This is a genomic window from Methylobacterium sp. Leaf112, assembly GCF_001423295.1.
Classification (GTDB): domain Bacteria; phylum Pseudomonadota; class Alphaproteobacteria; order Rhizobiales; family Beijerinckiaceae; genus Methylobacterium.
This window is the reverse complement of record NZ_LMNG01000012.1, coordinates 314665-340307: the sequence shown is the minus strand read 5'-3', so window position 1 is coordinate 340307 and position 25643 is coordinate 314665. Positions and strand designations below refer to the sequence as shown.

General features: G+C 70.5%; 25 protein-coding genes and 1 pseudogene. 13 read left to right on the top strand and 13 right to left on the bottom strand.

The genetic code is table 11. The annotated features are described in order from the left end of the window. Positions 1-2: 2 nt before the first annotated feature. Positions 3-401: a VOC family protein gene (locus ASF52_RS08300; RefSeq protein WP_056170458.1), complete on the bottom strand. Its 399-nt coding sequence runs from the start codon at positions 399-401 to the stop codon at positions 3-5. A 99-nt stretch (positions 402-500) separates the two neighbouring features. Here ASF52_RS08300 and ASF52_RS23170 point away from each other — a divergent pair. Further along, positions 501-735 (top strand): annotated as a pseudogene (locus ASF52_RS23170) (integrase core domain-containing protein); the annotation flags it as partial. Positions 736-788: 53 nt separating this feature from the next. Here the strand turns inward: ASF52_RS23170 and ASF52_RS08295 are convergent. Then, on the bottom strand, positions 789-1619 hold the full coding sequence (locus tag ASF52_RS08295; protein ID WP_200927291.1) for a hypothetical protein: 831 nt from the start codon (positions 1617-1619) through the stop codon (positions 789-791). A 344-nt stretch (positions 1620-1963) separates the two neighbouring features. Continuing rightward, on the bottom strand, positions 1964-4123 hold the full coding sequence (locus ASF52_RS08290; RefSeq protein WP_056170451.1) for a S9 family peptidase: 2160 nt from the start codon (positions 4121-4123) through the stop codon (positions 1964-1966). Between the two features lie 562 nt (positions 4124-4685). On the opposite strand from ASF52_RS08290, the gene ASF52_RS08285 reads away from it, so the two are divergent. Together ASF52_RS08285 and ASF52_RS08280 are read left to right on the top strand one after the other, a co-directional pair. Next, positions 4686-5120, top strand: coding sequence for a MucR family transcriptional regulator (locus tag ASF52_RS08285; RefSeq protein ID WP_056170448.1), 435 nt, complete (start codon positions 4686-4688; stop codon positions 5118-5120). Positions 5121-5315: 195 nt separating this feature from the next. Beyond that, complete coding sequence (locus ASF52_RS08280) at positions 5316-6206, top strand: DUF6456 domain-containing protein (protein WP_244473746.1); 891 nt, start codon at positions 5316-5318, stop codon at positions 6204-6206. Positions 6207-6246: 40 nt separating this feature from the next. Here the strand turns inward: ASF52_RS08280 and ASF52_RS08275 are convergent, their stop codons facing one another. From ASF52_RS08275 to ASF52_RS08255, 5 genes are all read right to left on the bottom strand, one after another. Further along, positions 6247-6672 (bottom strand): SufE family protein, encoded by a 426-nt coding sequence (locus ASF52_RS08275; RefSeq protein ID WP_056170442.1) that lies wholly within the window; start codon positions 6670-6672, stop codon positions 6247-6249. Between the two features lie 114 nt (positions 6673-6786). Continuing rightward, complete coding sequence (locus ASF52_RS08270; RefSeq protein ID WP_056170438.1) at positions 6787-7140, bottom strand: hypothetical protein; 354 nt, start codon at positions 7138-7140, stop codon at positions 6787-6789. Positions 7141-7308: 168 nt separating this feature from the next. Beyond that, complete coding sequence (gene modC, locus ASF52_RS08265; protein WP_056170435.1) at positions 7309-8430, bottom strand: molybdenum ABC transporter ATP-binding protein; 1122 nt, start codon at positions 8428-8430, stop codon at positions 7309-7311. Then, a complete protein-coding gene (gene modB / locus ASF52_RS08260) occupies positions 8427-9137 on the bottom strand; it encodes a molybdate ABC transporter permease subunit (RefSeq protein ID WP_244473745.1) in 711 nt (236 codons plus the stop codon). The genes modC and modB overlap by 4 nt, the downstream gene beginning before the upstream one ends. A gap of 167 nt (positions 9138-9304) precedes the next feature. Then, positions 9305-9460, bottom strand: coding sequence for a hypothetical protein (locus ASF52_RS08255; protein WP_244472972.1), 156 nt, complete (start codon positions 9458-9460; stop codon positions 9305-9307). A gap of 178 nt (positions 9461-9638) precedes the next feature. Here ASF52_RS08255 and ASF52_RS08250 point away from each other — a divergent pair, with 178 nt between their 5' ends. The 4 genes from ASF52_RS08250 (at position 9639) to ASF52_RS08235 (ending at position 15355) form a co-directional block, all read left to right on the top strand. Beyond that, entirely contained in the window at positions 9639-10574 is a 936-nt protein-coding gene (locus tag ASF52_RS08250; RefSeq protein WP_056170430.1) for a 50S ribosomal protein L11 methyltransferase, read from the top strand. A gap of 24 nt (positions 10575-10598) precedes the next feature. After that, complete coding sequence (locus tag ASF52_RS08245) at positions 10599-12410, top strand: aminopeptidase P family protein (protein ID WP_056170427.1); 1812 nt, start codon at positions 10599-10601, stop codon at positions 12408-12410. Between the two features lie 108 nt (positions 12411-12518). Beyond that, positions 12519-13472: an acetyl-CoA carboxylase carboxyltransferase subunit alpha gene (locus ASF52_RS08240; protein WP_200937387.1), complete on the top strand. Its 954-nt coding sequence runs from the start codon at positions 12519-12521 to the stop codon at positions 13470-13472. A 353-nt stretch (positions 13473-13825) separates the two neighbouring features. Then, positions 13826-15355, top strand: a complete 1530-nt coding sequence (locus ASF52_RS08235) for a L,D-transpeptidase family protein (protein ID WP_056170421.1) — start codon at positions 13826-13828, stop codon at positions 15353-15355. Positions 15356-15589: 234 nt separating this feature from the next. On the opposite strand, the gene ASF52_RS08230 is transcribed toward ASF52_RS08235, so the two are convergent. From ASF52_RS08230 to ASF52_RS08220, 3 genes are all read right to left on the bottom strand, one after another. Beyond that, the gene (locus ASF52_RS08230; protein ID WP_056170416.1) at positions 15590-15838 is read right to left on the bottom strand and encodes a hypothetical protein; all 249 of its coding nucleotides are present in this window, start codon (positions 15836-15838) and stop codon (positions 15590-15592) included. 133 nt (positions 15839-15971) lie between these two features. Then, the gene (locus ASF52_RS08225) at positions 15972-16688 is read right to left on the bottom strand and encodes a PhoH family protein (protein ID WP_056170413.1); all 717 of its coding nucleotides are present in this window, start codon (positions 16686-16688) and stop codon (positions 15972-15974) included. Positions 16689-17291: 603 nt separating this feature from the next. Continuing rightward, positions 17292-19664 carry an ATP-dependent helicase gene (locus tag ASF52_RS08220; protein WP_056170411.1) on the bottom strand — a complete coding sequence of 791 codons (2373 nt, stop codon included), beginning with the start codon at positions 19662-19664 and terminating at the stop codon, positions 17292-17294. Between the two features lie 126 nt (positions 19665-19790). On the opposite strand from ASF52_RS08220, the gene ASF52_RS08215 reads away from it, so the two are divergent. The 5 genes from ASF52_RS08215 (at position 19791) to ASF52_RS08195 (ending at position 22743) form a co-directional block, all read left to right on the top strand. Beyond that, the gene (locus ASF52_RS08215) at positions 19791-20060 is read left to right on the top strand and encodes a hypothetical protein (RefSeq protein WP_056170408.1); all 270 of its coding nucleotides are present in this window, start codon (positions 19791-19793) and stop codon (positions 20058-20060) included. Positions 20061-20117: 57 nt separating this feature from the next. Continuing rightward, positions 20118-20531, top strand: coding sequence for an HIT domain-containing protein (locus ASF52_RS08210; protein ID WP_056170403.1), 414 nt, complete (start codon positions 20118-20120; stop codon positions 20529-20531). A gap of 2 nt (positions 20532-20533) precedes the next feature. Beyond that, entirely contained in the window at positions 20534-21430 is an 897-nt protein-coding gene (nudC, locus tag ASF52_RS08205; protein ID WP_056170401.1) for an NAD(+) diphosphatase, read from the top strand. Positions 21431-21530: 100 nt separating this feature from the next. Beyond that, positions 21531-21929, top strand: coding sequence for a DUF3775 domain-containing protein (locus ASF52_RS08200; RefSeq protein ID WP_056170398.1), 399 nt, complete (start codon positions 21531-21533; stop codon positions 21927-21929). A gap of 208 nt (positions 21930-22137) precedes the next feature. Continuing rightward, positions 22138-22743 (top strand): transglutaminase-like cysteine peptidase, encoded by a 606-nt coding sequence (locus ASF52_RS08195; RefSeq protein WP_056170395.1) that lies wholly within the window; start codon positions 22138-22140, stop codon positions 22741-22743. Between the two features lie 13 nt (positions 22744-22756). On the opposite strand, the gene ASF52_RS08190 is transcribed toward ASF52_RS08195, so the two are convergent. Continuing rightward, positions 22757-23077, bottom strand: coding sequence for a DMT family transporter (locus ASF52_RS08190; RefSeq protein ID WP_056170392.1), 321 nt, complete (start codon positions 23075-23077; stop codon positions 22757-22759). Between the two features lie 161 nt (positions 23078-23238). Between ASF52_RS08190 and ASF52_RS08185 the strand changes: the two genes are divergently transcribed. Beyond that, a complete protein-coding gene (locus tag ASF52_RS08185; protein WP_056170389.1) occupies positions 23239-23565 on the top strand; it encodes a hypothetical protein in 327 nt (108 codons plus the stop codon). A gap of 45 nt (positions 23566-23610) precedes the next feature. On the opposite strand, the gene ASF52_RS08180 is transcribed toward ASF52_RS08185, so the two are convergent. Beyond that, positions 23611-25635, bottom strand: a complete 2025-nt coding sequence (locus tag ASF52_RS08180; protein ID WP_056170742.1) for a putative bifunctional diguanylate cyclase/phosphodiesterase — start codon at positions 25633-25635, stop codon at positions 23611-23613. Between the last annotated feature and the right edge of the window lie 8 nt (positions 25636-25643).

Genomic DNA, 25643 nt, shown 5'->3' with positions numbered 1-25643 from the left:
GGTCAGGCCGGGTCCGAACGCTGCAGGAACTCGATTCGGACGGCGTCCGGCCCTTCGATGAAGACAACCCGCAGACCCGGACGCACGTCGGTGATGCCGGACACGATGGTGACGCCCCGGCGGCGGAGCTCGGCGTAGGTCGCGTCGATGTCGGGGACGCCGAGGCCGATGTGCTCGATGCCGAGATGCGGCGCCGGCGCGGCGGGGGTCAATCCCTCCGGCGCCTGCTCGATGAACAGGGTCAGGCCGCCAAGGTCGAGGATCACCCGGCTCACCGGGCTACCCTCGCGCCCGACTTCGCGGGCTCCGAGCTTGTCGACGTAGAATGCGCCGGCTGCGAGGGCATCGCGGCTGCGCAGGTGGAGGTGGTCGCAGTGGAGGCGGGTCGTCAGGGCCGTCATTCTCATCTCCGGGGATCGGGCGTCACCCGATGGGCGGGGGCCGCGGGCGTCAAATCCAGGCGCTAAGTCAGAGCCTGGGGATGGGGCGGCACCGCTCCTAAACGCAACCGGCGCGACGCCCCGAAGACCAACGGCAAGACCGAGCGCGTCGTCCAGACGTTCCTGCGCGAAACCGGCCTATGCCCATGCCCACGACACGTCCGATCAACGCGGAGACGAACGCTCGGCCTTCTACTTCAGGTACAACTGGCCTCGGCCTCACGGGGGCATCGACCGCCAAACCCCCATCGGCCGACTCGGATTATCCGAGGGCGACCTGCCGATGCTCCATACCAAGCCGCGCCGCGCGCGGCCGAAGCCCTATCGGGAGGCGGAGCCTCAGGCCGCTCAGGCCGCCTTCGGCCTTTCGCCTGCGGGCGCGTCCTTGAAGGCGACTCCGATGAACTCGTTGTCGATAGTCAGGCGACGCCCGACCCGGCCGCCTGGTGTGCGGATTTTGTGATCGTGAATGTGGACGCCGAAGATGTGATCGATCCACTTGGCGTTCTTGCAGAGGCGGCGTGCGCGCAGCATCGTCCAGGGCGCGATTTTGCGCAGCTCGTTCTCCGTGTTGAATTCGTTGACCGCGAGGGCCTCCCCCACCCAGGGGTTGACCGTGATGTCGCCGACGTCGTCGAGGTAGATCGGCAGAAGGGGGAGGTATTTATCGGGTGAGCCGCGGAAGATTTCCAGGGCTTGCTTGGCAGAAGAATAGTAATCCACGTCGATGGACGCGAACCCGATCGGCGCATCCACCGTCACGGTCTCGAGGAAGCGGGGCAGGGTCTCGGCGATGTCGCCGATGATCAGCTCGCAATTGACCGGGAGGTTGTTCCGCAGGCGCTCGACGTCCATGGGGAAGTCGCCGGCCTGATAGATCTCCGGTAGGTCGCGGTAGTCGATAGGCGGCGGCATTCCGGTGCCGGTGTCGAAGCCGACGACGCGGAACGTGATGCCGGTGGCCTTCGTCACGTTCTCGGCGATCCGGCAGATGTTGAGAAGCCCTGCCCCGGACGCCACGCCGAATTCGAGGATGGTCAGGCGTGTATAGCCCCATTCGCGCGCGAGGTCGGCGGCGCGCAGGATCGGGAAGGCGTATTGCGGCCGGATCACCAGATCGAAGTCGACCTTCCGACGAAAGCTTCCGAACAACGCCACGAACGCCGCAGCGATGTTCACGTGAAGGGGTTCGGTGAGTCGTTCCGCAAGGACGCGCTCGAACTTTCCGGGACTGAAGATACGCCGGACCAACGGATTCAACATGTGAAATCCTACGCCAAAAGATCTTTTCCAGCATCGGACATAAGTGACCTCTCCATGTTCCCGCAAGATTAACGCTGCACGAAAGCTTGATTATCAACAAAAACAAAGCTGCTTGACTGTTTACCAATGTTTTCATGGTAAAGAGCGTCGAAGAGGCCGTGGAATTGAGATTCCACGGCTGTATCTGTCGCGCGGGGGCTCCTGTCCGACGTACCGGTGGCACGCCGCCGGGACAGGCGCCCGCCACGGCGGAGCGTGCCCTACGCCTGCGCCCGGCCCACCGCCATCAGGGCGAAGGCGTAGATCAGGCCGACCTCCTCCAGGCGGTCGAAGCGGCCGGCCGCACCGCCGTGGCCCGCCTCCATGTTGATGCGCAGGAGCACCGGGCCGCCGCCCGTCATGGTGGCCCGCAGGCGCGCGACCCATTTGGCCGGCTCCCAATAGGTCACGCGCGGGTCGGTGAGGCCGCCGAGCGCCAGGATCGCCGGATAGGCTTTCGCCGCCACGTTGTCGTAGGGCGAGTAGGAGAGGATGGTCTCGAAGGCGGCGAGGCTGTCGGCCGGGTTGCCCCATTCGGGCCATTCCGGCGGGGTCAGGGGCAGGTCGCCGTCCAGCATGGTGTTGAGCACGTCGACGAAGGGCACGTCGGCGACGATCCCGGCGAACAGCTCCGGCGCCAGGTTGGCCACCGCCCCCATGAGCATGCCGCCGGCCGATCCGCCATGGGCGACGATGTTGCCGGAGCGGGTGTAGCCCGCCTCGATCAGGGCCCGTCCGCACGCGACGAAGTCCGAGAAGGTGTTGGGCTTCTTGTCGCGCTTGCCGTCGAGGTACCAGTTCCAGCCCTTCTCGGTGCCGCCGCGCACGTGCGCGATGGCGTAGACGAAGCCGCGATCGACGAGGGACAGCAGGTTGGTGCGGAACGCCGCCGGCATCAGGGTGCCGTAGGAGCCGTAGCCGTAGAGCAGCAGGGGCGCCGATCCGTCGAGGACGAGGTCGCGCCGGTGCAGGAGCGAGACAGGCACGGTCTCGCCGTCCGGCGCCGTGGCGAACAGCCGGCGGGTGACGTAGTCCTCGGGCTTGTGGCCGCTCGGGATCGTCTGGCGCTTGCGCAGCTGCCGCGAGCGGGTGACGCAATCGTAGTCGTAGGTCTCGGCCGGCGTGGTCATCGACGAGTAGGTGAAGCGGATCACCGCCGTCTCGAACTCGTGACCGGGCTGCAGCCCGAGGGAATAAGCCTCCTCGGCGAAGGCCACCACGTGCTCGGAGCCCGCCATGTCGCGCACGACGATGCGGGGCCGGGCGTTCTCGATCTCCAACCGCACGATGTGCTCGGCGATGATGTGCTGGTGGCGGATCATCACGCCGGTCCGGTGCGGCACCACGTCGGTCCAGTTCTCGCGGCCGGGCGCCTCGATCCGGGCGGTGGCGATCTTGAAGTCCACCGCCCCGTCGGCGTTGGTGAGAATGAAGAGGTGAGGGCCCCAGTTCTCGACGGAATAGATGAGCAGGGGCGTGCGCGGCTGCACCAGCACGGGCGCCGCATCGGGGGCGCCCCGGTCGAGGAGGCGGACCTCCGAGGTCTCGTGGTCGCTCGCCGTGATGGCGAGGTGGTCGCCCGACTGGGTCTCCTCGATGTGGACGAAGAAGCCCGAATCCGGCTCCTCGTAGAGCAGCACGTCCTCGGCCTGCGGGGTGCCGAGGCGGTGGCGCAGGACCCGGGCCGGGCGGTGGTTGCTGTCGAGGGCGACGTAATGGAACGCGCTGCCGTCCTTGGTCCACACCACTTCGCCCGTGGTCGCGTCGATGCGGTCGGGGCCGTCGAGGCCGGTGTCGAGGTCGCGCACCCGGATGGTGTGCAACTCCGAGCCGTTGGTGTCGGCGCTCCAGGCGAGGCGGGCGTGGTCGTCGGAATGGACAGCCGCCGCGATCTCGAAGAAGGCCAGACCCGCCCCCTCCCGGTCGCCGTCGAGGAGAATGACCTCGCCCTCCTCGGGGCCGCCCTCGGCGGCGGTCTCGGCGCCTTGCCCCGGGATCACCACCACGGTGCGGGGCCGCCGGCACACCAGGGGATGCTGGCCGCCGTCGCGGTGCCGGGTGTAGTAGGCGAACGGCCCGTCGGGCTCGGGCACGCCGCTGTCGTCCTCGCGGATGCGCCCGCGCATCTCGGCCACCAGGGTCTTTCGCAGGGCGGCGACGGGTTCCAGGGCGGCGTCCGCGTAGGCGTTCTCGGCTTTCAGGTAGGCGCCGATCTCGTCCGGCAGGGCAGCCGGGTCCTTGAGGACGGCGCGCCAGTTCTCCGCCTTGAGCCAGGCGTAATCGTCGGTAATCGTGCGGCCGTGGACCGTGAAGGCATGGGGCCGCGCTTCGGCCACCGGTGCCGCTGACGGAACTGTGATGGGAATACGGTCGGTTACCATGGCCAAAATCCTCGGATCGGGCTGGCGCGGCGCGGGGCGGGCATGCTTCGCATGATCGAACCGGCGTGCCCGCCACTCGTCACAGCCATGTGCAGCGCCGGGAGGGGGCCGGCAAGGGGCCTCCGACCGGGACGGAGCCCTGGACCGGGGACGATCGGAGCGGACGCGGGCTGGCGGGGGCAAGACGATTCACCGTTACGGCAAGCCGTTTCGTCGCCGCGATGAGCCCTCGCGGCTCCCGAGAATGAGCTGAAAAGTACATGATTGTACAGCTCAGGACATTGCGCGCCGTGTGCAGATGTGTCCGTGCAATTGTGTTCGATGAATTATTATTCAGTGCAACGGCGCGACGCAAGATGGTTTCGACTGCCTTGTCCTGCGCTGGAGGAATGATTAATTGCTTCCCGTCCCATGGCAGGGTGCGTCGCTATAGATTACACTCCTTCGGGAGAGCGGACGTTGATGCTGCAAACCATCATCAACCCATCGAGGCATTGGGCGCCAGACCGATCGGGCTTTTTCGTCCCGGGGGGATCTGTGCATTTAAGGAAACGCTAAGACTATGACTGAATTTGAAAATTCGGCGGATTACGTGGAACTGACGGTCGACATCGTTTCGGCCTACGTGAGCAACAACCCGGTTCCCCCGGCGGAGCTAGCCCAGCTCATCGGCCGGGTCCACGCCTCGCTGATCCAGATCGGCAGCGGCCAGGAGGAGCCGAAGGCTCCGTCCGCTCCGCAGCAGCCGGCGGTCTCCGTCAAGAAATCCGTGACGGCGGACCACATCATCTGCCTGGAAGACGGACGCGTGTTCAAGTCGCTCAAGCGTCACTTGCGCGCGAAGTACGACATGAGCCCCGAGCAGTATCGTGCGAAGTGGGGCCTGCCGCCGGACTATCCGATGGTCGCCCCGAACTACGCCAAGGCCCGGTCCGACCTTGCCAAGGCCATCGGCCTCGGCCAGACCCGCAACGGAAACTACGACGAAGCCGCCTGAGGGCGGTCCGGCATCGCACGAAGGTCTGCCGTCGAGGCGGCGACTTCGAGGCGATGCCTCGCACCGGGCGGAGCCACAGCATCCGCCCGGAGAATCATGTCCGGGAAATGGGAAATCGGGCTTGATTTAGGACTTATATCCTTTACCATGGGTTGCAGGGCGATGAGCTAGCCCGCGTTACTCGTGGAACAAATCATGAACAAAATTCGATCCGTTGCGTCGACTTCCCGCACTACGGTCCGTCCGGCCGGCTTGGCGCCGGTTCTCGGGCGCGACGCCAGGCGCCTCCTCGCGGCCCTGGCCGAAGAGGGCGCCTACGCGCTGCCCGAACCAATGGCGGACGGCGCCGGCACGGAGGGCTGGTTCATCGTGCGGGTGGGCGGAGCCGGCGTGTCCCTCGGGGCCGGGCGCTTTCCCGCCGCAGCCGGGGCGGCGCTCCTGTCCGCCGACCTCGCGGAACGGGCGGCCGGCCGCAACGCGCGCCTCACCCTCAGCCCGGCCGGGCTCGCCCGCCTGCGGCGCGAGCGGGCGGGCACCCATCCGCCCTACCTCGCCCAGCACCTCGACCTCGTCGGCGAGGGTGGCGCCCGGCAAGGCGCCCGCGAAGGGCGTCCCTTACGCGACGCCGCCGAGAGCCCGCTGGCATGGATGGCCCGGCGCCGGGACCGGGACGGCGTGCCGCTCATCGACGCCGCCTGCTACGAGGCCGGCGAACGCCTGCGACGCGACCTGACCCGGGCGGTGATGATGCCGCGCATGGGGGCGGATTGGAGCGGGCCGAAGGTCGACGGCTCGGGGCCGCGCGATTCGTCGAGCGCCTCCGACGCCATGCTGGCGGCGCGCCAGCGCGTACGCACGGCCCTGGCCGCCGTGGGCAGCGACCTCTCGGGCCTACTCATCGACCTCTGCGGCTTCCTGAAAGGGCTGGAGCGCATCGAGGCCGAGCGGCGCTGGCCGGCGCGCTCGGCCAAGGTGGTGGCCCGCATCGCGCTGGCGCGTCTCGCCGAACATTACGGCTTCGAGCGCGAGGCCGTGGGGCCGGACCGGGGCCGGATGCGCCTGTGGCGGGACGCTGCGGCGCTCTGATTTTCCGCGTCCGCCCGAACGGGCCCGGCCGATGCGACGCTCACGCCGCCAGGAGCCGGGCCGCGTCGTGTTGGATGCGCTCGGCCATGGCGCGCACGCCGTTGGACCGCTTCGAGGTGAGGTGGGCGCCGAGCCCGATCTCCTTGAACACCCCGAACACGTCGACGGCGCCGATCTCCTGCGCCGTCTTGCCGTCGTGAAGGGCCATCACCAGGGCGATTAGCCCCTTGGTCACCGTGGAATCGCTGGTGCCGCGCAGGCTCAGCCGCGGTGGCTCCTGTGCCTCGTCCATGCGGGACGCCACCCAGACCTGGCTCTCGCAGCCGTGGACCCGGTTGTGCTCGGTGAGGAGATCCTCCGGAAACGGCGGCAGGGCGCGGCCGAGTTCGATGAGGTACTCGATCTGGTCCGGTCCCTCGTCCAGGATTCCGAAATTCTCGATGATGGTCTCGATGGGCGGCAGCATGGATGGGGGCGGTCTCGCGATCGGGCGGGGCTTCCTCCGATATAGGCCTCCCGCCGGCGGATGCGACCCCGAAGCGCCGCCCGCGTCGGGGATGCGCAGGGCTCGGGAGCCCCGTCAGGCCGTCCGGTCGAGGGGGCGCTCGGTCGTCGCGCGGGCGGCGGCCGCCTGCTCGGCGTAGGCGCGGGCCTTGAGGATCACCGGATCGGGCAGCTGGATCACCACGTCGCCCGATGCCGGATCGACCTCCTGATAGACCACCGTGCGGGTGTCCCGGTCGATGCGGACGCGGGCCTCGTTCGGCGTCACCGCCGCGTCCGGCTCCGGCCGGGGCGCGTCACGCTCCGGATTGCGGATGTCGACGCGCACGGCGGGCGCGAGGGGCTCCGGCGCGGCGACGGGGGCGACGGGGGCCGGACCCGCGCCCGGTCCCCGGAACGCCGGGGTCGCGGTGATGGTCGAGATCTGCATCGTTCGCCCCGCGCCTCCTTGGATGACAGGATACCAGTCCGAGAGACCAGTGAACGCGCGGGGCCCGAATCGAGTCTTAAGGAATCGTCCCCGCCCACCGGTCCGTGCGTGTGTCGTCAAGGGAGCGTTGCGGCCATCCATCGAATCTTAGGAGTCGGGGCGGGCGTTTCAGATCTCCACCGGCGCGGTACTCCCGCCGGTGCCGATGCCCTGGGGATCGAACGCGACGCTCTTCACCACGGCGAAGACCGGGCGGCCCGGCGTGAGCGCGAGGTCGCGCACGGAGGCCTGCGTGAGGCGGGCGGCCAGCGCCACGCCGCCGCACGCGAGTGTGACGCGCACGGCCCCGTCCCCGAGGGGCGCGAGATCCCGCACGGTCCCGGCGAGCACGTTGCGGGCGCTGAGGCCCACGGGGATCTCGATCGCCACCAGCACGTCGCGGGCCGGCACGAGGAGGCGCACCGCCGTGCCGACGGCGCGGTCGAGGCGGGGGACGCTCAAGGTTCCGACGGCACCGGAGAGCCGGGTGAGGCCCGAGGCGGAATCGTGCCCGGCCACCACCATGTCGAGGCGGCTGCCGCCCTGCGCGGCGTGCTCGGGGCCGAGTTCGCCGCTGCGCAGCAGGGTCTCGGCCGGGCCGGCGGCGGCGACGCGCCCGGCCTCCAGCACCACGAGGGTGTCGGCGAGGCGCGCCACCTCCGACACGGCGTGGCTGACATACACGATGGGCAGGCCGGCGGCGTCGCGCAGGCGCTCGATGAGGGGCAGTATCTCGGCCTTGCGGGCCGCGTCGAGGGCGGCGAGCGGCTCGTCCATGAGGAGCAGGCGCGGGCGCGACAGCAGCGCCCGGCCGATGGCGACGCGCTGGCCCTCGCCCCCCGACAGGCCGGCGGGGCGGCGGTCCAGGAGATGGCCGATGCCCAGCAGCCCGACCACGTCGTCGAAGCCGAGGCCGGGGCTCTCCGCGTCGCCGCGGGCGAAGAACCGCCGGCCGTAATCGAGGTTCTGGCGCACGCTGAGATGCGGCAGCAGCCGGGCTTCCTGGAACACCACGCCGATGCGGCGGCGATGGACGGGGATGGCGATGCCGCCTTGCGTGTCGAGGAGGGTCCGCCCGTCGACGACGATGCGGCCCCGGTCGGGCCGCGCGAGGCCCGCGAGGCAATCGATCACCGTGGTCTTGCCCGAGCCCGAGGGCCCGAACAGGGCGGTGAGGCCGGAGGGCGCCGTGAAGGCGACGTCGAGCCGGAAGGCGCCGCGCGCGAGGGCGGCCTCGAACCGGAGGCTCATCCGGCCCCCAGCCGGCGGGCGAGGCGCCGGGCCAGGAGTTCGGAGGCGAGGAGCGCCGCCATGGAGAGGGCCACGGAGACGAGGGTGAGGCGTAAGGCCCCGGCCTCGCCGCCCGGCACCTGGGTCAGGCTGTAGATGGCCGACGGCAGGGTCTGGGTCTCGCCGGGGATGTTCGACACGAAGGTGATGGTGGCGCCGAACTCGCCCATGGCCTTGGCGAAGGCCAGCACCGCCCCGGCGAGCACGCCCGGGAGCGCGAGCGGCAGGGTCACGGTGCGGAACACCGCCCACGGCGAGGCCCCCAGGGTCGCCGCCGCCTGCTCGACCCGCCGGTCCACGGCCTCGATGGACAGGCGCATGGCCCGCACCATGAGGGGGAACCCCATCACCGCGCAGGCGAGCGCCGCCCCGGTCCAACGGAACGACAGCACGATGCCGATCTCGGCCAGCGCCGCCCCGAAGGTGCCGCGCCGGCCGAAGGCGAGGAGCAGGAGATAGCCCGTCACCACCGGCGGCAGGATCAGGGGCAGGTGCACGAGCCCGTCGAGGAGACTGCGCCCGGGAAAGCGTTTTCGCGCCAGCAGCCAGGCGACCGCCAGGCCGGGACCGAGGCTCGCCACCGTCGCCACCGCCGCCACCCGCAGGCTGAGGGCGATGGCGGTCCACTCGTCGGGCGTGAGGCCGAGGGCGAGGCCGGGAATGTCCAAGGCGCAGTCCGGGGTAAGGGCGCGGCGGATCGCGGATCGGTCGCCAAGCTACGCGGTTTAACGGGCGCTGCCCACGATGCCACCCACGGGCCCGCGCCGCCGGCGACGGCGCGCGCAACTTCAGGCGTCGGAGCTGGCGAACCCGGGCCAACCCTTCGAAGGCCGCCTCAGGACTGACGCTCGTCCTCGTCGCGCAGCGAGGTCTCGGAGCGATGCAGGCGGCTGAGGAGCACGAGCATGGGCCCCGGCACGGGCGCGGTCAGCGCCTCGGCGTCGAGAATCCCCGCGCGTCCGCGGGCGAGGCGCCTGCGGGACTTGGACATTTCCGCCATGACCACCGGCGTTCGCGCGCCGGTTCTCTTGATTTTCATACGCACACGGGCACCCGCGATGATCGAAGCGACTCCGGGAAGCGAGGACAAACGCGGAACTTCCGCCCCCGTTCCGTAAGATTTTCGCGACAGTGGCGACGCATCGCCCGGGATGTTAGAGCCCTCGTCCATGCTCGAAGGCCTTCCCCCCCACCGCCCGACCCACGTGCTCCGGCTCCTCACGGACGAGGGGGCGGCCAAGGCGATGACCGATCTGCTGGGCGAGATGTTCGACCCGACGCAGACGGCGGTGGCCGCCTTCGAGGCGGAGGACGGCCGGACCTGGCGCCTGGAGGCGTATTTCGCCGACGCGCCCGACGAGGCGTGGGTCCGCGACCTCATCCGGCCCGTGGTCGGCGACCAGGCCGATGCGGCGACCTTCGAGACCATCGACCAGCAGGACTGGGTCCGTGCCTCCCTCGAGGGGCTCAACCCCGTGCGGGCCGGGCGCTTCCTCGTCCACGGCAGCCACGACCGCGACACCGTGCGGGTCAACGATCTCGCCATCGAGATCGAGGCGGCGCTGGCCTTCGGCACCGGCCACCACGGCACGACGCTGGGCTGCCTGCGGGCGCTGGCCGACGTGCTGAAGCGCGGCCGCCCGGCCCACGTCCTCGATGTCGGCACCGGCACCGGCATCCTGGCCTTCGCGGCGGCCAAAGCCCTGCACACCCCGGTCATCGCCGGCGACCTCGACCCCGAGGCGGTGATGACGGCCATCGGCAACGCCCGCCTCAACGGATTGGGCCCGACGCTCCGGCTCTACCAGGGCCCGGGCGTGCGCCATGCGCTCGCCCGCCGGCCGCGCCGGTTCGACGTAGTGTTCGCCAACATCCTGGCGCGCCCGCTGAAGGGCCTCGCGCCCTCGCTCACGGCGGTGGTGGCGGATCGCGGCGTGCTCATCCTCTCGGGCCTCATCGAGCGCGACGTGCCGGGCGTGCTCTCGACCTACCGCCACCGCGGCTTCCATCTCGCCCGCCACGGCCTCATCGAGGGCTGGGCCACCCTGGTGCTCAAGCGCGGCGGCGCCGCACCCCGGCCCCTGCGCGGATGGTTGCCGCACTGAACCGCCCGGCGTAACCCTGGCCGCATGACGCGCCTCCGCTTCCAGACCTTCGACGATCCGAGTCACCGCGTGGGCGCCGCACGCATCGCGGCCCTGCGAACAATCTTGGCGGCGGAGGGGCTCGACGGGTTCGTGGTGCCCCGCGCCGATGAGCACCAGTCGGAATACGTGCCGCCCGGGGCCGAGCGCCTCGCCTGGCTCACGGGCTTCACCGGCTCGGCGGGCACGGCGGTGATCCTGACGGACACCGCCGCCTTGGTGGTGGACGGGCGCTACACCCTCCAGGCTCCGGCCCAGGTCGACACCGCCGTCATCACCCCGGTCCAACTCGCCGAGACGAATGTCGAGGCGTGGATCGGCGCTCATCTCACGCGCGGCCAGGTGCTGGGCTACGATCCATGGCTGCACACGCCGGACGGCGTCGCCCGCCTGGCGCGGGTCGCCGAAAAGGTCGGGGCGACCCTGCGCGCCGTCGCCGCCAACCCCGTCGATGCCGTATGGGCCGACCGGCCCGGCGCGCCCGCCGGCCCCGTGGTGCCTCATCCCCTCGCGCTCGCCGGCGAGGCGATCCCCCAGAAACTCGTCCGCATCCGCGCGGCCCTCGCCAAGGCCGCGTGCGCCGCCCTGGTAATCTCCGATCCGCACAACCTCGCCTGGGCGTTCAACCTGCGGGGATCGGACGTGGCGCACACGCCCCTGGCGCTCGGCTACGCGATCCTGCCCCTGGAGGGCCGCCCGACCCTGTTCCTCGCTTCGCCCGACATCGCCCCCGCCTTGCGGGCGGCGCTGGCGCCGGTCGCCGACCTCCGGCCCCGCTCGGCGTTCGAGACCGCCCTCGACGGGCTCGCGAAGGGCCGGACGATCCGCCTCGACGCCGCCACGGCGGCCATCGCGTTGAAGGTTCGGATCGAGGCTGCCGGCGGCGTGGCCGAGACCGGCCCGGACCCGATCACCGCCCTGAAGGCGGTGAAGAACGAAGCCGAGATCGCCGGCACCCGCGCCGCCCATCTTCGCGATGGCGTCGCGGTGGTCCGCTTCCTCGCCTGGCTCGATGGGGCGGAGGACCTGACCGAGATCGCCGCCGTGGAGGCCCTGGAGGATTTTCGCAGCGAGGGCGGCCTGCTGCGGGACGTCTCGTTCCCGACCATCTCGGGCAGCGGCCCCAACGGCGCCATCGTGCATTACCGGGTGAGCCGCGAGACCGACCGAAGGGTCCGGCCCGGCGAACTCTTTCTCATCGATTCCGGCGCGCAATATGCCGACGGCACCACGGACATCACCCGCACGGTGGCCGTCGGCCCGCCCACGGACCTCATGCGCGACCGCTTCACCCGGGTGCTCAAGGGTCACATCGCCATCGCGCGGGCGGTGTTCCCGAAGGGGACCACGGGGGCGCAGATCGACGGCTTCGCCCGTGCCGCCCTGTGGGAGGCCGGCCTCGACTTCGACCACGGCACCGGCCACGGGGTCGGCGCCTTCCTCTCCGTGCACGAGGGCCCGCAGCGCATCGCCAAGACCGGCACCGTGGCGCTGGAGGCCGGCATGATCCTCTCCAACGAGCCGGGCTATTACCGCGCCGGGGCGTACGGCATCCGCCTGGAGAACCTCGTCCTCGTCGAGCCGCGCGCCATCCCCGGGGGCGAGCGCCCGATGCTCGGCTTCGAGACCCTGACCCTGGCGCCGTTCGACCGCCGCCTCGTCGCCGTGGACCTCCTCGGCCCGGCCGAGCGCGCCTGGATCGACGCCTATCACGCCCGGGTCCGCGACGCCCTCGGCCCCCACCTCGACGCCCCGACGCGGGCCTGGCTCGACGCGGCCACCCGCCCCCTCGCCTGACCCCGCGCGGTTGACACCCGCCCGGCCTTCGCCAACACCCCGCACCGCACCGGGTCCCCAAAACCCCGGCGCCCGCGATTGGGATGGACCTTGAGACCGATGACGGTGATGCGCTCCTACCTGGACTTCGAGAAGCCCGTCGCCGAACTCGAGGCGAAGGTCGAGGAACTGAAGGCGGTGGGCGCCCGCGACGGCGCCGTGTCCATCACCGAGGAGGTCGGGCGTCTCGAAGCCAAGGCCGCCTCCGCCCTGTCGGACATCTACGCCTCGCTCACCCCGTGGCAGAAGACCCAGGTGGCCCGCCATCCGCAGCGGCCGCATTTCGTCGATTACTGCGCCGATCTCATCACCGAGTTCACGCCGCTCGCCGGGGACCGTGCCTTCGGCGAGGACGCCGCCATCGTGGCCGGGTTCGGCCGGTTCCGGGGCCGGTCGGTGTGCGTCATCGGCCAGGAGAAGGGCCACTCGACCGAGACGCGCCTGCACCACAATTTCGGAATGGCGAAGCCCGAGGGCTACCGCAAGGCCGTGCGCCTGATGGAGATGGCCGACCGGTTCGGCCTGCCGGTGCTCGCCTTCATCGACACGGCGGGCGCGTTCCCCGGCATCGAGGCGGAGGAGCGCGGCCAGGCCGAAGCCATCGCCCGCTCCACGGAAGCCTGCCTCGGGCTCGGCGTCCCCAACGTCGCCCTCGTCATCGGCGAGGGCGGCTCCGGCGGCGCCATCGCCCTCGCCACCGCCAACCGCGTGCTGATGATGGAGCATGCGATCTACGGCGTGATCTCGCCCGAGGGGGCCGCCTCGATCCTGTGGCGCGACCAGGGCCGGGCGGCGGACGCCGCCACCGCCATGAAGATCACCGCGCAGGACCTGCTGCGCCTCGGCATCATCGACACCATCGTCCCCGAGGCCACGGGCGGCGCCCATCGCGGCCGCGCCGCCGCCACGGCCGCCGCCGGACAGGCGATAGCCAGCGCGCTCACCGAATTCGACGGCCTGTCGCCGGACGAGATCCGCGACCGCCGCGCGGTGAAGTTCCTGGAGATTGGCCGGAAGCTGTAGCTCACCGGGGAACGATACGGGCGCTGGACGTTTTGTCGCAGGTTCGTAGCAGGAACCTTTTAACGTTTATTCGGACGGGCCGTGCGGGAGCGCACATGCGTCGGATGGTGGACGACGCCGCGACCGCGATCAAAAGTCGTTCCGCACCAATGGCTTCGCGTACGGTTTGTTGGGCTCCGGAGCGGGGTTCCGCGGGTCCGTCGAACCATGCCCGGGATTCACAGGCTCCCTCGGCCGCCGCTGCCATCGCCTTGCGGTAACAAGAGGGTAAGTTTAACGGAGCTATTGGGTTGGGGAGTGGCGTCCGACGGGAGAATCCCGCGGACGCGTGACTTTTGAGAACGGGGTTCCCCATGGCTGTGCGCCCGTCGGCGTTGCGCCCGTCCGTGATCGCTGCCCTCGCCGCGCTCACGATCTCGCTTGGCGCCTGCCAGGACGGTTCGACGGGCGGCGGCGTTCCCCTACGCGCCCTCGCGCCCGTGCCGCCCAAGACCCTCGCGCTCATGACCCAGAAGGGCATGGCCCAGAACGACCCCATCCTCATCCGCGCCTACAAGAAGGAAGCGGAGATGGAGGTGTGGAAGCGCGGCACCAACGGCCAGTACGCGCTCCTGAAGACGTTCCCGATCTGCCGCTGGTCGGGCCAGCTCGGCCCCAAGACCAAGCAGGGCGACCGCCAGGCGCCGGAGGGCTTCTACACGGTGACGCCGGGGCAGATGAACCCGAACTCGTCGTATTACCTCTCGTTCGACACCGGGTACCCCAACGCCTACGATCGGGCCAACGGCCGCACGGGCAACTATATCATGGTCCACGGCACCTGCTCGTCGGCGGGCTGCTTTGCCATGACCGACGAATCCATGGGCGAGATCTATGCGCTGGCGCGCGATTCCTTCGCCGGGGGCCAGCGGGCGTTTCAGTTCCAGTCCTATCCGTTCCGGATGACGGCGGCGAACGTCGCGAAGTTCCGCAACGACCCCAACGCACCGTTCTGGAAGAACCTCAAGGAGGGCTCCGATTACTTCGAGGCCCTGCGCGAGGAGCCGAAGGTCGGCCTGTGCGGCGCCCGCTACGTGTTCGGCGGCTCGGACGCGGCCGCCGGCTCGTGCACCCCGCGGGTCGACCCGCAGGTCGCCGAGAAGCGCGACCGCGACAACCGCGAGATCGCCGAACTCGTCGCCAAGGGCACGCCCGCCACCCGCGTGGTCTATGAGGACGGCAGCCAGAACCCGGTGTTCCGGCCGCAGCCGCCGGCCAGCACCCTGGCCTTCGCCAACCTGGTGAAGCCCGAGGAGCCGGAGCAGCCCTACGATCCGAAGGACTACGCCCGCCACCACCTCGGCGAAGTCAGCCGGCCCGAGACCATCGCGGGCGCCCGCGAGATCGAGGTCGACGCCAAGGGCCGTCCGGTGATGCTCGCCAGCGCCGAGGCGCCGATTCCCACCAAGGCCGCGGCCGCGCAGGCTGCCGCCAAGGCCGGCAAGACCAAGCCGGGTGTGTCGAGCCCCACCCTGATGGCGAAGGCCGAACCCGCCGCCGAGCCGGCCCCGGCAAAACCCGCCCGCGTGATGGTGGCCGACGCCGACGGCGATCCGGCCGCCTACAAGAAGCTGCTCGGCAACCTGTTCAGCAACGGTCCCGCTCCGGCGACCCCGGCCGCCGACGCGGCGACGATCCCGCCCGCCGTCGCGGCCGATCCGGCGCCGGCCAAGCTCACTCCGAAGGCCCCGGCGAAGGTTGCCCATGCCGGGCAGATCCATGCGGCGGCGAACCCGCCGGCGAAACCTAAGCCCGCCACGATCGTCACCGCCGAGGAGAAGGCGGCGAAGTCGCCCACGAAGACCACCGGCTCCATCACCAGGAACGCCGCCGCGAAGGATTGAGCGGACGCGCTCCGGAAGAGAGACGCTCCCGGATCGATACCAGTGTCATGCCGCTGCACGGCCCCGGGATGACACGGCATCGGTCGGGCCCTGACGGCGCGCTGCGGCAGAGGCCGTCGCCTCGTCTCCCCTGGGAGCACGAAATCGGGCCTCGCCAAACACACACATCCTATCCTGAATGAAAAAAGGGCCCCGCGAGGGGCCCTTTCCGATTCGATCGCGCGCGGCGATCGATTACATGCGGCGCATCATCCGGCGGTGCATCATCTTGCGATGCATGTGGCGGCGCTCCATACGGCGCTCCATCCGGTTGCGCATCATGCGGCGTTCCATACGACGCTCCATGCGGGTCATCTGCACGGTGGACACGGTCTCGGGGGCGGTGACGCCCATCGGCGCGCCGGGCGCGGCCGAAGCGGAGGTGGCGAGGCTGGCACCGCCGAGCGAGGCGAGCACGGCGATGGCGAAGGTCAGTTTCCTCACGTGGAACTCCCGTTGTGTTCTTGTCCGAGTGCGGCACCCGGTCTGCACGTCCGGCCCTTGCGGGTGAAGGACACGTGGCGCGCACCGGAGTGAGCGGCGGGCTCCGCGATGCCCGCCGCTGATAACCCACGAGTCAGAGATTCGTTTCCTCGAAAGCCCGCACCCAATCAGCACAAATTCCCGAGCGCACGATATCGTCGAGGGTGAATTCCACCACGGGGATCGGCATCATCCGGCTTTTGATGAGGTGGATCACCGTGCGCAGGCCCGAAGTCTCGCGCAGATCCGTCTGCGACACGTCGCCGTTGATGATCACCTGGCAATCGTCTCCGATGCGGGTGAGGAACATCTTGATCTCGGCCGTTGTGGTGTTCTGCGCCTCGTCGAGGATCACGAGGCAGTTCTTGAAGGTGCGCCCGCGCATCACCTCGAACGGCACCACCTCGATGTCGCCGGTCTTCACCGCGATATCGAAGGCGGCCGCGCCCATGCGTTCCTTCATGGTCTCGGTCAGCGGCGCGACCCAGGGGGCGATCTTCTCCTCCAGGGTGCCGGGGAAGTAGCCCAGGGAGCGGCCCGACGGCACGTTTGGGCGGGTGATGATCACCTTGCCGATCCGGCGCTGGCGGAGCTGGTCCGCCGCCCGGGTGCCGGCGATGAAGGTCTTGCCGGTGCCGGCGGGGCCGAGCACGATCACCTGCTTGTGAAGGGCCAGGGCGTCGAGATACTGGGCCTGGCGGTCGGTCAGGGGCTGGATCGGGCTGAGGTTGCGTTCCTCGTCGAAGCGGGTCCGGTGCAACCGGACGGGGCGATCTTCCACAAGTTCAAGTCGTGTGCGCCGTCTCTTCATCGATCAATACTCCACCTGGACTTGGCCAACCGGACTCAATCTGAACTGCACCTGTTGAACGTGACGCGCCGAACCCTCTTACCGTAATCCTCGTTCTCTCCCTCGACCGGGAACCAGTGTCCGTCACCAGCCAATCCGGCCGCAAGTGGGCGGTTCCCGGCCGGGCGGCCTTGCCTGTGGATGGCGAAGGCGCCCGGTCTTCGTGTCTCTCGCAAAACTCCCGCTGCACCGGTGCGTCCACGGTTTAGAACCAGCGGCGATCGGGAGTTGTGTGAGGCACGCTTCGTCCGCCCATCGATCGTTGCATGCACCATGCCGCACTGGAAGCGACGGCGGCATGACGGTCGAATATTCTCGACCATTGATGTAGAAAGTCCGCATGATTTCGGACTTGGGCGCGCGGAGAGAAGTTTTCTCGCGGGCCGGCGAATCTCGTCCCCGCCTCACCCACGACCTCATCCTGAGGTGCCGGAGCGAAGCGGAGGCCTCGAAGGAGGGCTCCAGGACCCAGTGCGCTCTTTGGAGCCCTCCTTCGAGGCCGCTGACGCGGCACCTCAGGATGAGGTCGTGGGTGGGAAAGCGGCCTTCCAGCCACAAGCCCGCTCACGCCGCTTGAATAAAGCTGTCCAGCACCATCTTCTGCCCGGCCTTGTCGAAATCGACGGTGAGCTTGTTCCCGTCGACTGCAGCGACGTCGCCGGGGCCGAACTTGGTGTGGAACACCCGCATGCCCACGGAGAAGGCCGAGGGGGCGCCGGTGGATTTCGCGATGAGTTCGCCCTCGATCTGGCGTGGGCCGGACCCGCGGTTGGCCGGATTGCGCGCGGGCGTGCTTCCGAAATTGCCGGTGTTGGCGGTCGCGGCCTGCGCCCGCTGCCAGCCCGGGGTGCCGTAGGACGAGCCGAACGGCGTCGGGTTGCGGTCGAAGCGCGAGGCGCCGGCAGAGAAATGCGCGGGGGCGTCGATGACGTCGACGCTGCCGGGCGGCAATTCGTCGATGAACCGGCTCGGCACCGTGGAGGACCACAGGCCGTGGATGCGCCGGTTGACGGCGAAGGACAGCTTGGCGCGCTTGCGGGCCCGGGTCAGGCCCACATGGGCCAGCCGCCGCTCCTCCTCGAGGCCGGCGCGGCCGCTCTCGTCGAGCGCCCGCTGGTTCGGGAACAGGCCGTCCTCCCAGCCGGGGAGGAACACCGTGTCGAACTCGAGGCCCTTGGCGGCGTGGAGCGTCATGAGGGACACCCGGTCGGCGCCCTCCTGCTCGCTCGCCTCCATCACCAGGGAGACGTGTTCGAGGAAGGCGGCCATGTCGGGAAATTCCTCCATGGAGCGCACGAACTCCTTGAGGTTCTCCAGGCGCCCGGCCGCGTCGGCGGATTTGTCCTTCTGCCACATCTCGGTGTAGCCGGATTCCTCCAGGATGGTCTGGGCCACCTCCGAATGCGGCTTGGTGCCGACCATCCGGGCCCACCGCGAAAAGCTCTCCACCAGGGCGCGCACCCCGGAGCGGGCGCGCGGCTTCAGCTCGTCGGTCTCCGTGAGGAGCCGCGCGGCCTGCAGCAGGGGCACGCCCTGGGACCGCGAATACCCGTGCAGGATCTGCAGGGTCGCGTCGCCCAAGCCCCGCTTCGGGGTGTTGAAGATCCGCTCGAAGGCGAGGTCGTCGGACGGGTTCTGGGTGACGCGCAGGTAGGCCAGGGCGTCGCGGATCTCGGCGCGCTCGTAGAAGCGCGGGCCGCCGACGACCCGGTAGGGGAGCCCCAACTGGACGAAGCGATCCTCGATCTCGCGCATCTGCGCCGAGATCCGCACCAGCACGGCGATCTCGGAGAGGGGGTGCTGCTTGGCCTGGAGCGATTCGATGGCCTCGGAGAGCTGGCGGGCCTCCTCTTCCGAATCCCAGGCGCCCGCCACCGTCACCTTCTCGCCCGGCACGTCCTCCGTGCGCAGGGTCTTGCCGAGGCGCCCCTCGTTCTTGGCGATGAGCCCGGACGCGGCGGCGAGGATGTGGCCGGTGGAGCGGTAGTTGCGCTCCAGGCGTACCACGGTGGCACCCGGAAAGTCGTGCTCGAACCGCAGGATGTTGTCGACCTCGGCGCCGCGCCAGCCGTAGATCGACTGGTCGTCGTCGCCGACGCACGCGACGTTGCGGTGGCCCTGCGCCAGCAGGCGCAGCCACAGGTACTGGGCGACGTTGGTGTCCTGGTACTCGTCCACCAGAATGTAGCGGAAGCGTTGCTGGTAGTTCTCCAGCACGTCCGGGTTCTCGCGCCACAGCTTGAGGCAGAGCAGCAGGAGGTCGCCGAAATCGGCGGCGTTGAGGGTCAGCAGGCGGGCCTGGTAGGCGGTGTAGAGCGCGCCGCCCTTGCCGAAGGCGAACGCGCCCGCCTCGCCCGGCGGCACCTGCTCGGGCAGGAGGCCGCGGTTCTTCCAGCCGTCGATGGCCGAGGCGAGGGCGCGGGCGGGCCAGCGCTTCTCGTCGATGTTCTGGTCGACGATCACCTGCTTCATCAGCCGCAGCTGGTCGTCCATGCCCAGGATCGTGAAGTCCGAGCGCAGGCCGACGAGTTCGGCGTGGCGTCGTAAAATCTTGGTGCCGATGGAGTGGAAGGTGCCGAGCCACGGCATGCCCTCGCCCGCCGGGCCGATGAGCGCACCGATGCGGTGTTTCATCTCGCGCGCCGCCTTGTTGGTGAAGGTCACCGACAGGATGTCGAAGGGGCGCGCCTTGGCCGTCGCGATGAGGTGGGCCATGCGGGTGGTGAGCACCCGGGTCTTGCCCGTGCCGGCCCCGGCGAGCACGAGGACGGGGCCGTCCGTCGCCTCGACGGCGCGGCGCTGCTCGTCGTTCAGGCCCTCCAGGTAGGGCGAGCCCTGCGGCCTGAGGGAGGCCATGGCGCGGGCGGCGATGGAGGTGGGCGCGTCGGAAGCGGGCACCGGCCGCGAGGCCCCCGCCGTGTCGGGGTGTTGATTCATGCCGCATCCCTGGACCAAAACGCGAACGGCGTCGAGGGCGGGCGGCAAAGCGCCCGTGGGGGAACCCGGCTTTCGCCCCGCGCGTCGTCTCGGCAGAACCCCATCGCCCCACAGGGAGGCTTCGCCATGACCGCGTCACCCCGAATCACGACCACCCGCACCCTGGCGGCCCTCGCCCTCCTGGCGGCGGGCGCCGGACCGGCCCTTGCCCAATCCTCGGGCAATCCCAACACCCTCAACAACATGAACGAGCGGCTCTCGACCCAGAGCCAGATCCGCGGGATCCAGAACCAGCAGCAATTCGACAACAGCCAGAACCGGATGCAGATTCAGCGCAATGAGCTGTTCCGCCCGGAGCCGAGCGCGGGACCGGCCATCATCGCGCCCCGGCGGTAGGAGCGGGGGGGCCGAGCGCCTCGCTTCCGGGCGCGCTTCGCCCTACATCGCTCCCCCATGACCGATTTCACCCTCGACCCGCGTCTCGCCGCCGACACGGTCCATGCCGGCGACCTCGCCCTGTGCCGCGTGCTGCTGATGGACGATGCCCGTTTCCCGTGGCTGATCCTCGTGCCGCGCCGCCCCGACGCAAGCGAGATCACCGATCTCGGCGCGGACGACGCGCACGCCCTCATGGACGAGATGCGTCTGGCGACGGGCGTGATGCTGGCGCTCGCCAAGCCCGACAAGGTCAACGTCGCCGCACTCGGCAACGTCGTGCCCCAGCTCCACGTCCACGTCATCGGGCGCTTCCTGTCCGACCCGGCCTGGCCGCGCCCGGTCTGGGGGGTGGGCGAGGCCCGGCCCTATCCGCACCATGCCCGCGCCCAGATGATCGAGCGCATCGGCGCCCTGTTCGCGGCGGCCTGAGGGTGACGGACCCCCTCGCCGGTCTCGGCTACGTCCACAACCGCCTCGTGCGCCATTCGGCCGAGAGCGACGCCGCCGTGCCGCTCCTGACCGCGCCCGGCGCCCGCCTCGTCGCCATGGCGGGCGAGCGGATCGTGCTCGCGAACGGCTCCGCTCTGCTCGATCCGGAGCGCATCGCCGCGCCCGGCCCGACCCTGTTCCTCGGCCGCCTCGACGGGGCGCCGGTCTTCGCCGCCGCCCTGGCGCCGGAGCGCGCGGAGGCGTTCGACGCCGACCCCGATCTCGCCACGAACGATCTGCGCAGCCTCGCCGCCGAGGGATCCGTCACGCCTCACGAACTCGGGCTCGTCGCCACGGCGAAATCGCTTCTGGCCTGGCACGCGCGCAACCGATTCTGCGCCAATTGCGGTGCCCCGACGGAACTCGCCGCTGGCGGCTACCGGCGCGATTGCGGGTCTTGCGAGACCCACCACTTCCCGCGCACGGACCCGGTGGTGATCATGCTGATCACGCGGGGGGATCGCTGCCTGCTCGGCCGCTCGCCCCGGTTCAAGGAGGCGATGTATTCCTGCCTCGCGGGCTTTCTGGAGCCCGGCGAGACCATCGAGGCGGCCGTGCGGCGCGAGACCTTCGAGGAAGTCGGGATTCGCGTCGGCGCGGTGACGTACCACGCGTCCCAGCCGTGGCCGTTCCCCGCCTCCCTGATGATCGGCTGCGTCGCCGAGGCCCTCGACGAGGCGATCACCCTCGATCCCGTCGAGCTCACCGACGCCCGCTGGCTCACCCGGGACGACGTGTCGGCGATGATCGTGGGGACGCACCCCGAGGGCCTCACCGTGCCGCCGCCCATGGCCATCGCGCACCTGCTCATGCGCGTCTTCGTGGATGGGACCGCCTGAGGGCGGGCCCCGACGCCCGCCCGCGAACCCTTGCGGACCTCGTGGGTTGTGCCTGCTTGAGGCCGCCGCCCCCGGCGGCCCACGAGTCTGGAACACGCCCATGGACATCGCCGTCGACACCGTCACCGAGATCATTCTGCGCCTGCGCGCCGTCGAGGTGAAGGAGGGCCCGACGGACCCGGATTCCGGCTCCAACGCCATCGACGACGGCGCCACCGACATCCTCACCTCGGGCACCGACGACGCCACCGAGGAGGAGGTCCGGTCGATGATCGGGGCGCTCAACGACGACGAGCGCGCCGACCTCCTCGCGCTGGTCTATGTCGGGCGCGGCGACATGGAGGCCGAGGAGTGGGGCGACGCCGTGCGCTTCGCCCGCGAGCGCGAATCCGTCGGCGAGGGCGCCGCCCGCGAACTCCTCGGCACCCCCAACGCCGCCGATCTCCTCGCTGAGGGCATGGCCAACCTCGGCATCACCCCGGACCTGCCGCAGGCCTGACCCGCCCCTCACAACCACCGCTCCCAAGCGCCCCGCCGGTCACGCCGGCGGGGCGTTTTTTCGTTCGGACGGAGGCCGGTACGGTCAGGCTTCTTTCGCCTGCGGTGCAACTATCCACACCGTTAACCCTTTATTAACCCGGCGATTGCCGCGCTCGGGCCGCCGTGAGACCTTTCGTTAACAGAAGATTAACGGGAACGGGCCGGCCATGCGGATCGCGATTTCGAAGTGCCTGGAAGCGGTTACGGGCAGCAGCCTCGGCCGTGCCGCGCTTCTGGCCGGTCTTCTCGGTGGTCTTCTCGCCGCCCCCGTGGCCGCCCCGGCCCAGACCTTCGCCTCCCTGCCCGCCACCCCGAGCGTCATCGCCAGCGGCCCCGCCGCCAAGCCCATCGCCGCCTGGGTCGCCTTCTGCGAGAGCTACGCCGCCGAGTGCGCCGTCGACCGCACGGAGCCCGCCACCATCGCGCTCGACGCGGCGACCTGGAACACCATCGTGTCCGTCAACCGCCGGGTGAACAAGGCCATCCGGGCCGTCACCGACATGGACCACCTCCACGTCGCAGACCGCTGGGATCTGGCCGGCCTGCCGCGCCGGGCCATGCGGATGACCGTGGTCATCGACGAGAAGGGCGAGGGCCACGCGGTGCTCACCCTGATCACCGACCGGGGCGACTTCATCCTCGACAACAAGACCAACGCGGTCCAGTCCTGGCGCCAGACCGGCTACACCTTCATCAAGCGCGAGAGCCAGGACACCCAGGCCTGGGTCTCCCTCGGCCGGGCCACCTCGCCGGTCACCACCGCCAACCGCTGATCCGACCCGGACCTCACTGCGGGCTGGCGAGCTTCATGGTCACGAGGCCCGAAACGATGAGCAGGGCCGCGACGATGCGGGCGGGGCTCGCCTCCTCGCCCAGCACCGCGATGCCGAGGACGAAGGCCCCGACGGCGCCGATGCCGGTCCAGATCGTGTAGGCGGTGCCGAGGGGCAGGGTCCGCATCGACACGGCGAGGAGGGCGACGCTGCCCACCATGGTGACCGCCATGATCGCCGTCGGCCACGGCCGGGTGAACCCGTGCGACAGCTTCATCGCGTAGGCCCAGGTCACTTCGAGGAGGCCGGCGGCAACGAGGGTGATCCAGGCCATGGGGGGTCCTTTGCGCGGGGTGGCCGATCCGGCGCCGCGGGGCGCCGTCCCGGAACGGCACGGTTCGCGCGCGGCGATCGTCAGGGCCCGTTAAACACCTTGCGCGACGCTGTCTCCATCCGGAGACCTTTCCATGACGACCCGCCGATGACGATCTGCCCATGACGACCCGGGCCGGCGCGGTGTGCGCGCTCCTCCTCGCGGTGTCGATCGGCGTTCCCGGCGGGGCCCGGGCCGGCGACGCGGCCGACCGGCATGCCACTTGGCGCGGCTGCCTCCACCGCACCTTCGCCATCGAGACGGCCCGCACCGCCCGCATCCGCGCGGCGGACGCCTCCCTGCGCGCGTGCGGAGCCGACGAGGCGGCCTACCTTACCGCCCTATCGACCTCACCGCTCCTCGACGGCGACGACGTCGCCCGCGTTCGCCCCGCCCTGATCCAGCGCGCACGGGGCTGGCTGCTCGCCGGCGGCACCCGGCCCCTGTGATCCGGCCGGCCCGGCCGGTTATCCGCCATCGTCGAGCGGGCCGTCTCACGCCACCTCGGCTTCGTCCGTCATGCCCTCGCGGGACCGGATCATCGCCGCGAGGGCGGTGGGGCTCATGGCCTTGCCGTAGAGGTAGCCCTGGCCCTCGTGGCAGCCCATGCCGCGCAGGACCGCTTCCTGGTCGGCGCCCTCGATGCCTTCGGCGATGACCTCCAGGCCGAAGTTCTCGGCCATGCCGAGGACGACGCGGATGATCTCGGCGTCGTGCCGGTCGGTGAGCACGTCGCGCACGAAGCTGCGGTCGATCTTCAGGCGGGTGAGGGGGAAGCGCTTGAGGGAGGAGAGCGAGGCGTAGCCCGTGCCGAAATCGTCGAACGCCACCGCGACCCCGTGGGCGTGCAGCGCCCGGATCGGCTCCAGGATCGCGTCGTCGGCCTGGAGGGCGATGCGCTCGGTGACCTCGAGTTCGAGGGCGGCGGGCGGCAACCGGTAGCGGGTGAGCGACCGCATCACGTCCTCCGCCAGGGTTCCGGCCCGCAGTTGGGCGGTGAACAGGTTGACGGCGACCCGCAGCGGCGGGAGCCCCGCCGCCCGCCACTGCGCCGCCTGCCGGCAGGCCTCCTCGACGATCCAGCGTCCGATGGCGGCCGCCATCGGGTGGGCTTCGAGGGCGGGCAGGAACACGCCCGGCAGCAGCAGCCCGCGGGACGGATGGCGCCAGCGCAGCAGGGCCTCGGCGCCCACCACCCGCCCCGTGTCGAAGGCGACCTGGGGCTGGTAGTGCAGCACGAGTTCACCGGCCTCCAGGGCGTGGCTCAGCTCGTCGTGCAGGGTCCGGCGGGCGATCACCGCGCTGCGCATGGCCGGCTCGAACAGGCGGTAGCAGCGCCGTCCGTCGCGCTTGGCCTGGTAGAGGGCGAGGTCCGCATCGGCGATGAGGGCCGCGGCGTCCGTGCCCCGGCCGCCGACGGCGATGCCGAGGCTGAGGCCGACGTGGAAGGTGTGGCCGGAGAGCTGAAACGTCGCCTGGAAGGTGTCGAGGATCCGCGTGGCGGTGGCGGCCGCCGGGATCGGGTCGCCGCACGGCGCCAGCAGGATCGCGAATTCGTCGCCGCCCAGCCGCGCCACGGTCACGTCCGGCGCGACGCAGAGCGGAAGCCGCACGGCCACGGCCTTCAGCAGGGTGTCGCCGGTGGCGTGGCCGAGGCTGTCGTTCACCTCCTTGAACCCGTCGAGGTCGAGCAGCAGCACCGTCGCCGGCCCCTGCTCGAGGGCGGCCCGAAGGCGTTCGTCGAACTGCGCCCGGTTGGCGAGCCCCGTCAGGCTGTCGTGGTGGGCCATGTGGACGAGTTGGTCGTCGCGGGCGCGCCACGCGCTGATGTCGCGCATCATCGCGCCGATCCCGATCCGCCCGTCCGTGGTCCAGGCGGACATGGAGAACTCGATGGGAAAGGTTGTGCCGTCCCGGTGCTGGGCAACGAGTTCGATGGTCCGGCCGACGAGCTTCGAGGTCGCACCGACCACGAACCCGGCGAAGCGCTCGCCGTGCCGAGCCCGGAACGACGGCGGGATGATGATCTCGACGTCCTGCCCCGTCATCGTGCCGGGCGCGTAGCCGAACAGGGTCTCGGCGGCGCGGTTGACGAAGGTGATGGTGCCGCCGACGTCCACCGCCAGGAAGGCGAAGGCCGCCGCCTCGGCGAAGCCCCGTGCGATACCGTCCGCGCACGCCCCGCCCTCGCGTTCGAGGTGGTCGGCGGCGAGGGCGGCGAAATCCGCGAGCCGGCCCATCTCCGCCGCGTCGAAGGCTGCGCGGGCGCCCGGGGCCCCGACGCGAAGTTCGCCGAGCCGACGCCCCCCGGCGCCGAGCAGGGGCGTCGCGGCCTGGAAGCCCGTCGCGTCCGGTGCGTCCGATCCGGCGAATCCGAAGCCGCCCCGGATCGATGCCGCCGGGCCCGTCCCGAGGGTGATCCAGGCGAGCGGCGTGCCGAGGCAGCCGGCCGCGAGGGCCGTGATCCGCGTGAGGCCGGCTTCGGCCGGAAGACCGGCGGACGCCCGGGCGGCGGGCATCCGATCGA

Excerpts from the sequence above, each read along its gene's own strand:
- ASF52_RS08285 (WP_056170448.1), top strand. The coding sequence starts at position 4,686 with ATGACTGAATTTGAAAATTCGGCGGATTACGTGGAACTGACGGTCGAC.
- ASF52_RS08270 (WP_056170438.1), bottom strand. The coding sequence starts at position 7,140 with ATGCAGATCTCGACCATCACCGCGACCCCGGCGTTCCGGGGACCGGGC.
- ASF52_RS08195 (WP_056170395.1), top strand. The coding sequence starts at position 22,138 with ATGCGGATCGCGATTTCGAAGTGCCTGGAAGCGGTTACGGGCAGCAGC.
- ASF52_RS08245 (WP_056170427.1), top strand. The coding sequence starts at position 10,599 with ATGACGCGCCTCCGCTTCCAGACCTTCGACGATCCGAGTCACCGCGTG.
- ASF52_RS08280 (WP_244473746.1), top strand. The coding sequence starts at position 5,316 with ATGAACAAAATTCGATCCGTTGCGTCGACTTCCCGCACTACGGTCCGT.
- ASF52_RS08240 (WP_200937387.1), top strand. The coding sequence starts at position 12,519 with ATGCGCTCCTACCTGGACTTCGAGAAGCCCGTCGCCGAACTCGAGGCG.
- modC (WP_056170435.1), bottom strand. The coding sequence starts at position 8,430 with ATGAGCCTCCGGTTCGAGGCCGCCCTCGCGCGCGGCGCCTTCCGGCTC.
- ASF52_RS08200 (WP_056170398.1), top strand. The coding sequence starts at position 21,531 with ATGGACATCGCCGTCGACACCGTCACCGAGATCATTCTGCGCCTGCGC.
- ASF52_RS08185 (WP_056170389.1), top strand. The coding sequence starts at position 23,239 with ATGACGACCCGGGCCGGCGCGGTGTGCGCGCTCCTCCTCGCGGTGTCG.
- ASF52_RS08225 (WP_056170413.1), bottom strand. The coding sequence starts at position 16,688 with ATGAAGAGACGGCGCACACGACTTGAACTTGTGGAAGATCGCCCCGTC.
- ASF52_RS08250 (WP_056170430.1), top strand. The coding sequence starts at position 9,639 with ATGCTCGAAGGCCTTCCCCCCCACCGCCCGACCCACGTGCTCCGGCTC.
- ASF52_RS08210 (WP_056170403.1), top strand. The coding sequence starts at position 20,118 with ATGACCGATTTCACCCTCGACCCGCGTCTCGCCGCCGACACGGTCCAT.
- ASF52_RS08235 (WP_056170421.1), top strand. The coding sequence starts at position 13,826 with ATGGCTGTGCGCCCGTCGGCGTTGCGCCCGTCCGTGATCGCTGCCCTC.
- ASF52_RS08275 (WP_056170442.1), bottom strand. The coding sequence starts at position 6,672 with ATGCTGCCGCCCATCGAGACCATCATCGAGAATTTCGGAATCCTGGAC.
- ASF52_RS08255 (WP_244472972.1), bottom strand. The coding sequence starts at position 9,460 with ATGTCCAAGTCCCGCAGGCGCCTCGCCCGCGGACGCGCGGGGATTCTC.
- ASF52_RS08215 (WP_056170408.1), top strand. The coding sequence starts at position 19,791 with ATGACCGCGTCACCCCGAATCACGACCACCCGCACCCTGGCGGCCCTC.
- ASF52_RS08300 (WP_056170458.1), bottom strand. The coding sequence starts at position 401 with ATGACGGCCCTGACGACCCGCCTCCACTGCGACCACCTCCACCTGCGC.
- ASF52_RS08290 (WP_056170451.1), bottom strand. The coding sequence starts at position 4,123 with ATGGTAACCGACCGTATTCCCATCACAGTTCCGTCAGCGGCACCGGTG.
- ASF52_RS08190 (WP_056170392.1), bottom strand. The coding sequence starts at position 23,077 with ATGGCCTGGATCACCCTCGTTGCCGCCGGCCTCCTCGAAGTGACCTGG.
- ASF52_RS08220 (WP_056170411.1), bottom strand. The coding sequence starts at position 19,664 with ATGAATCAACACCCCGACACGGCGGGGGCCTCGCGGCCGGTGCCCGCT.
- ASF52_RS08180 (WP_056170742.1), bottom strand. The coding sequence starts at position 25,635 with ATGCCCGCCGCCCGGGCGTCCGCCGGTCTTCCGGCCGAAGCCGGCCTC.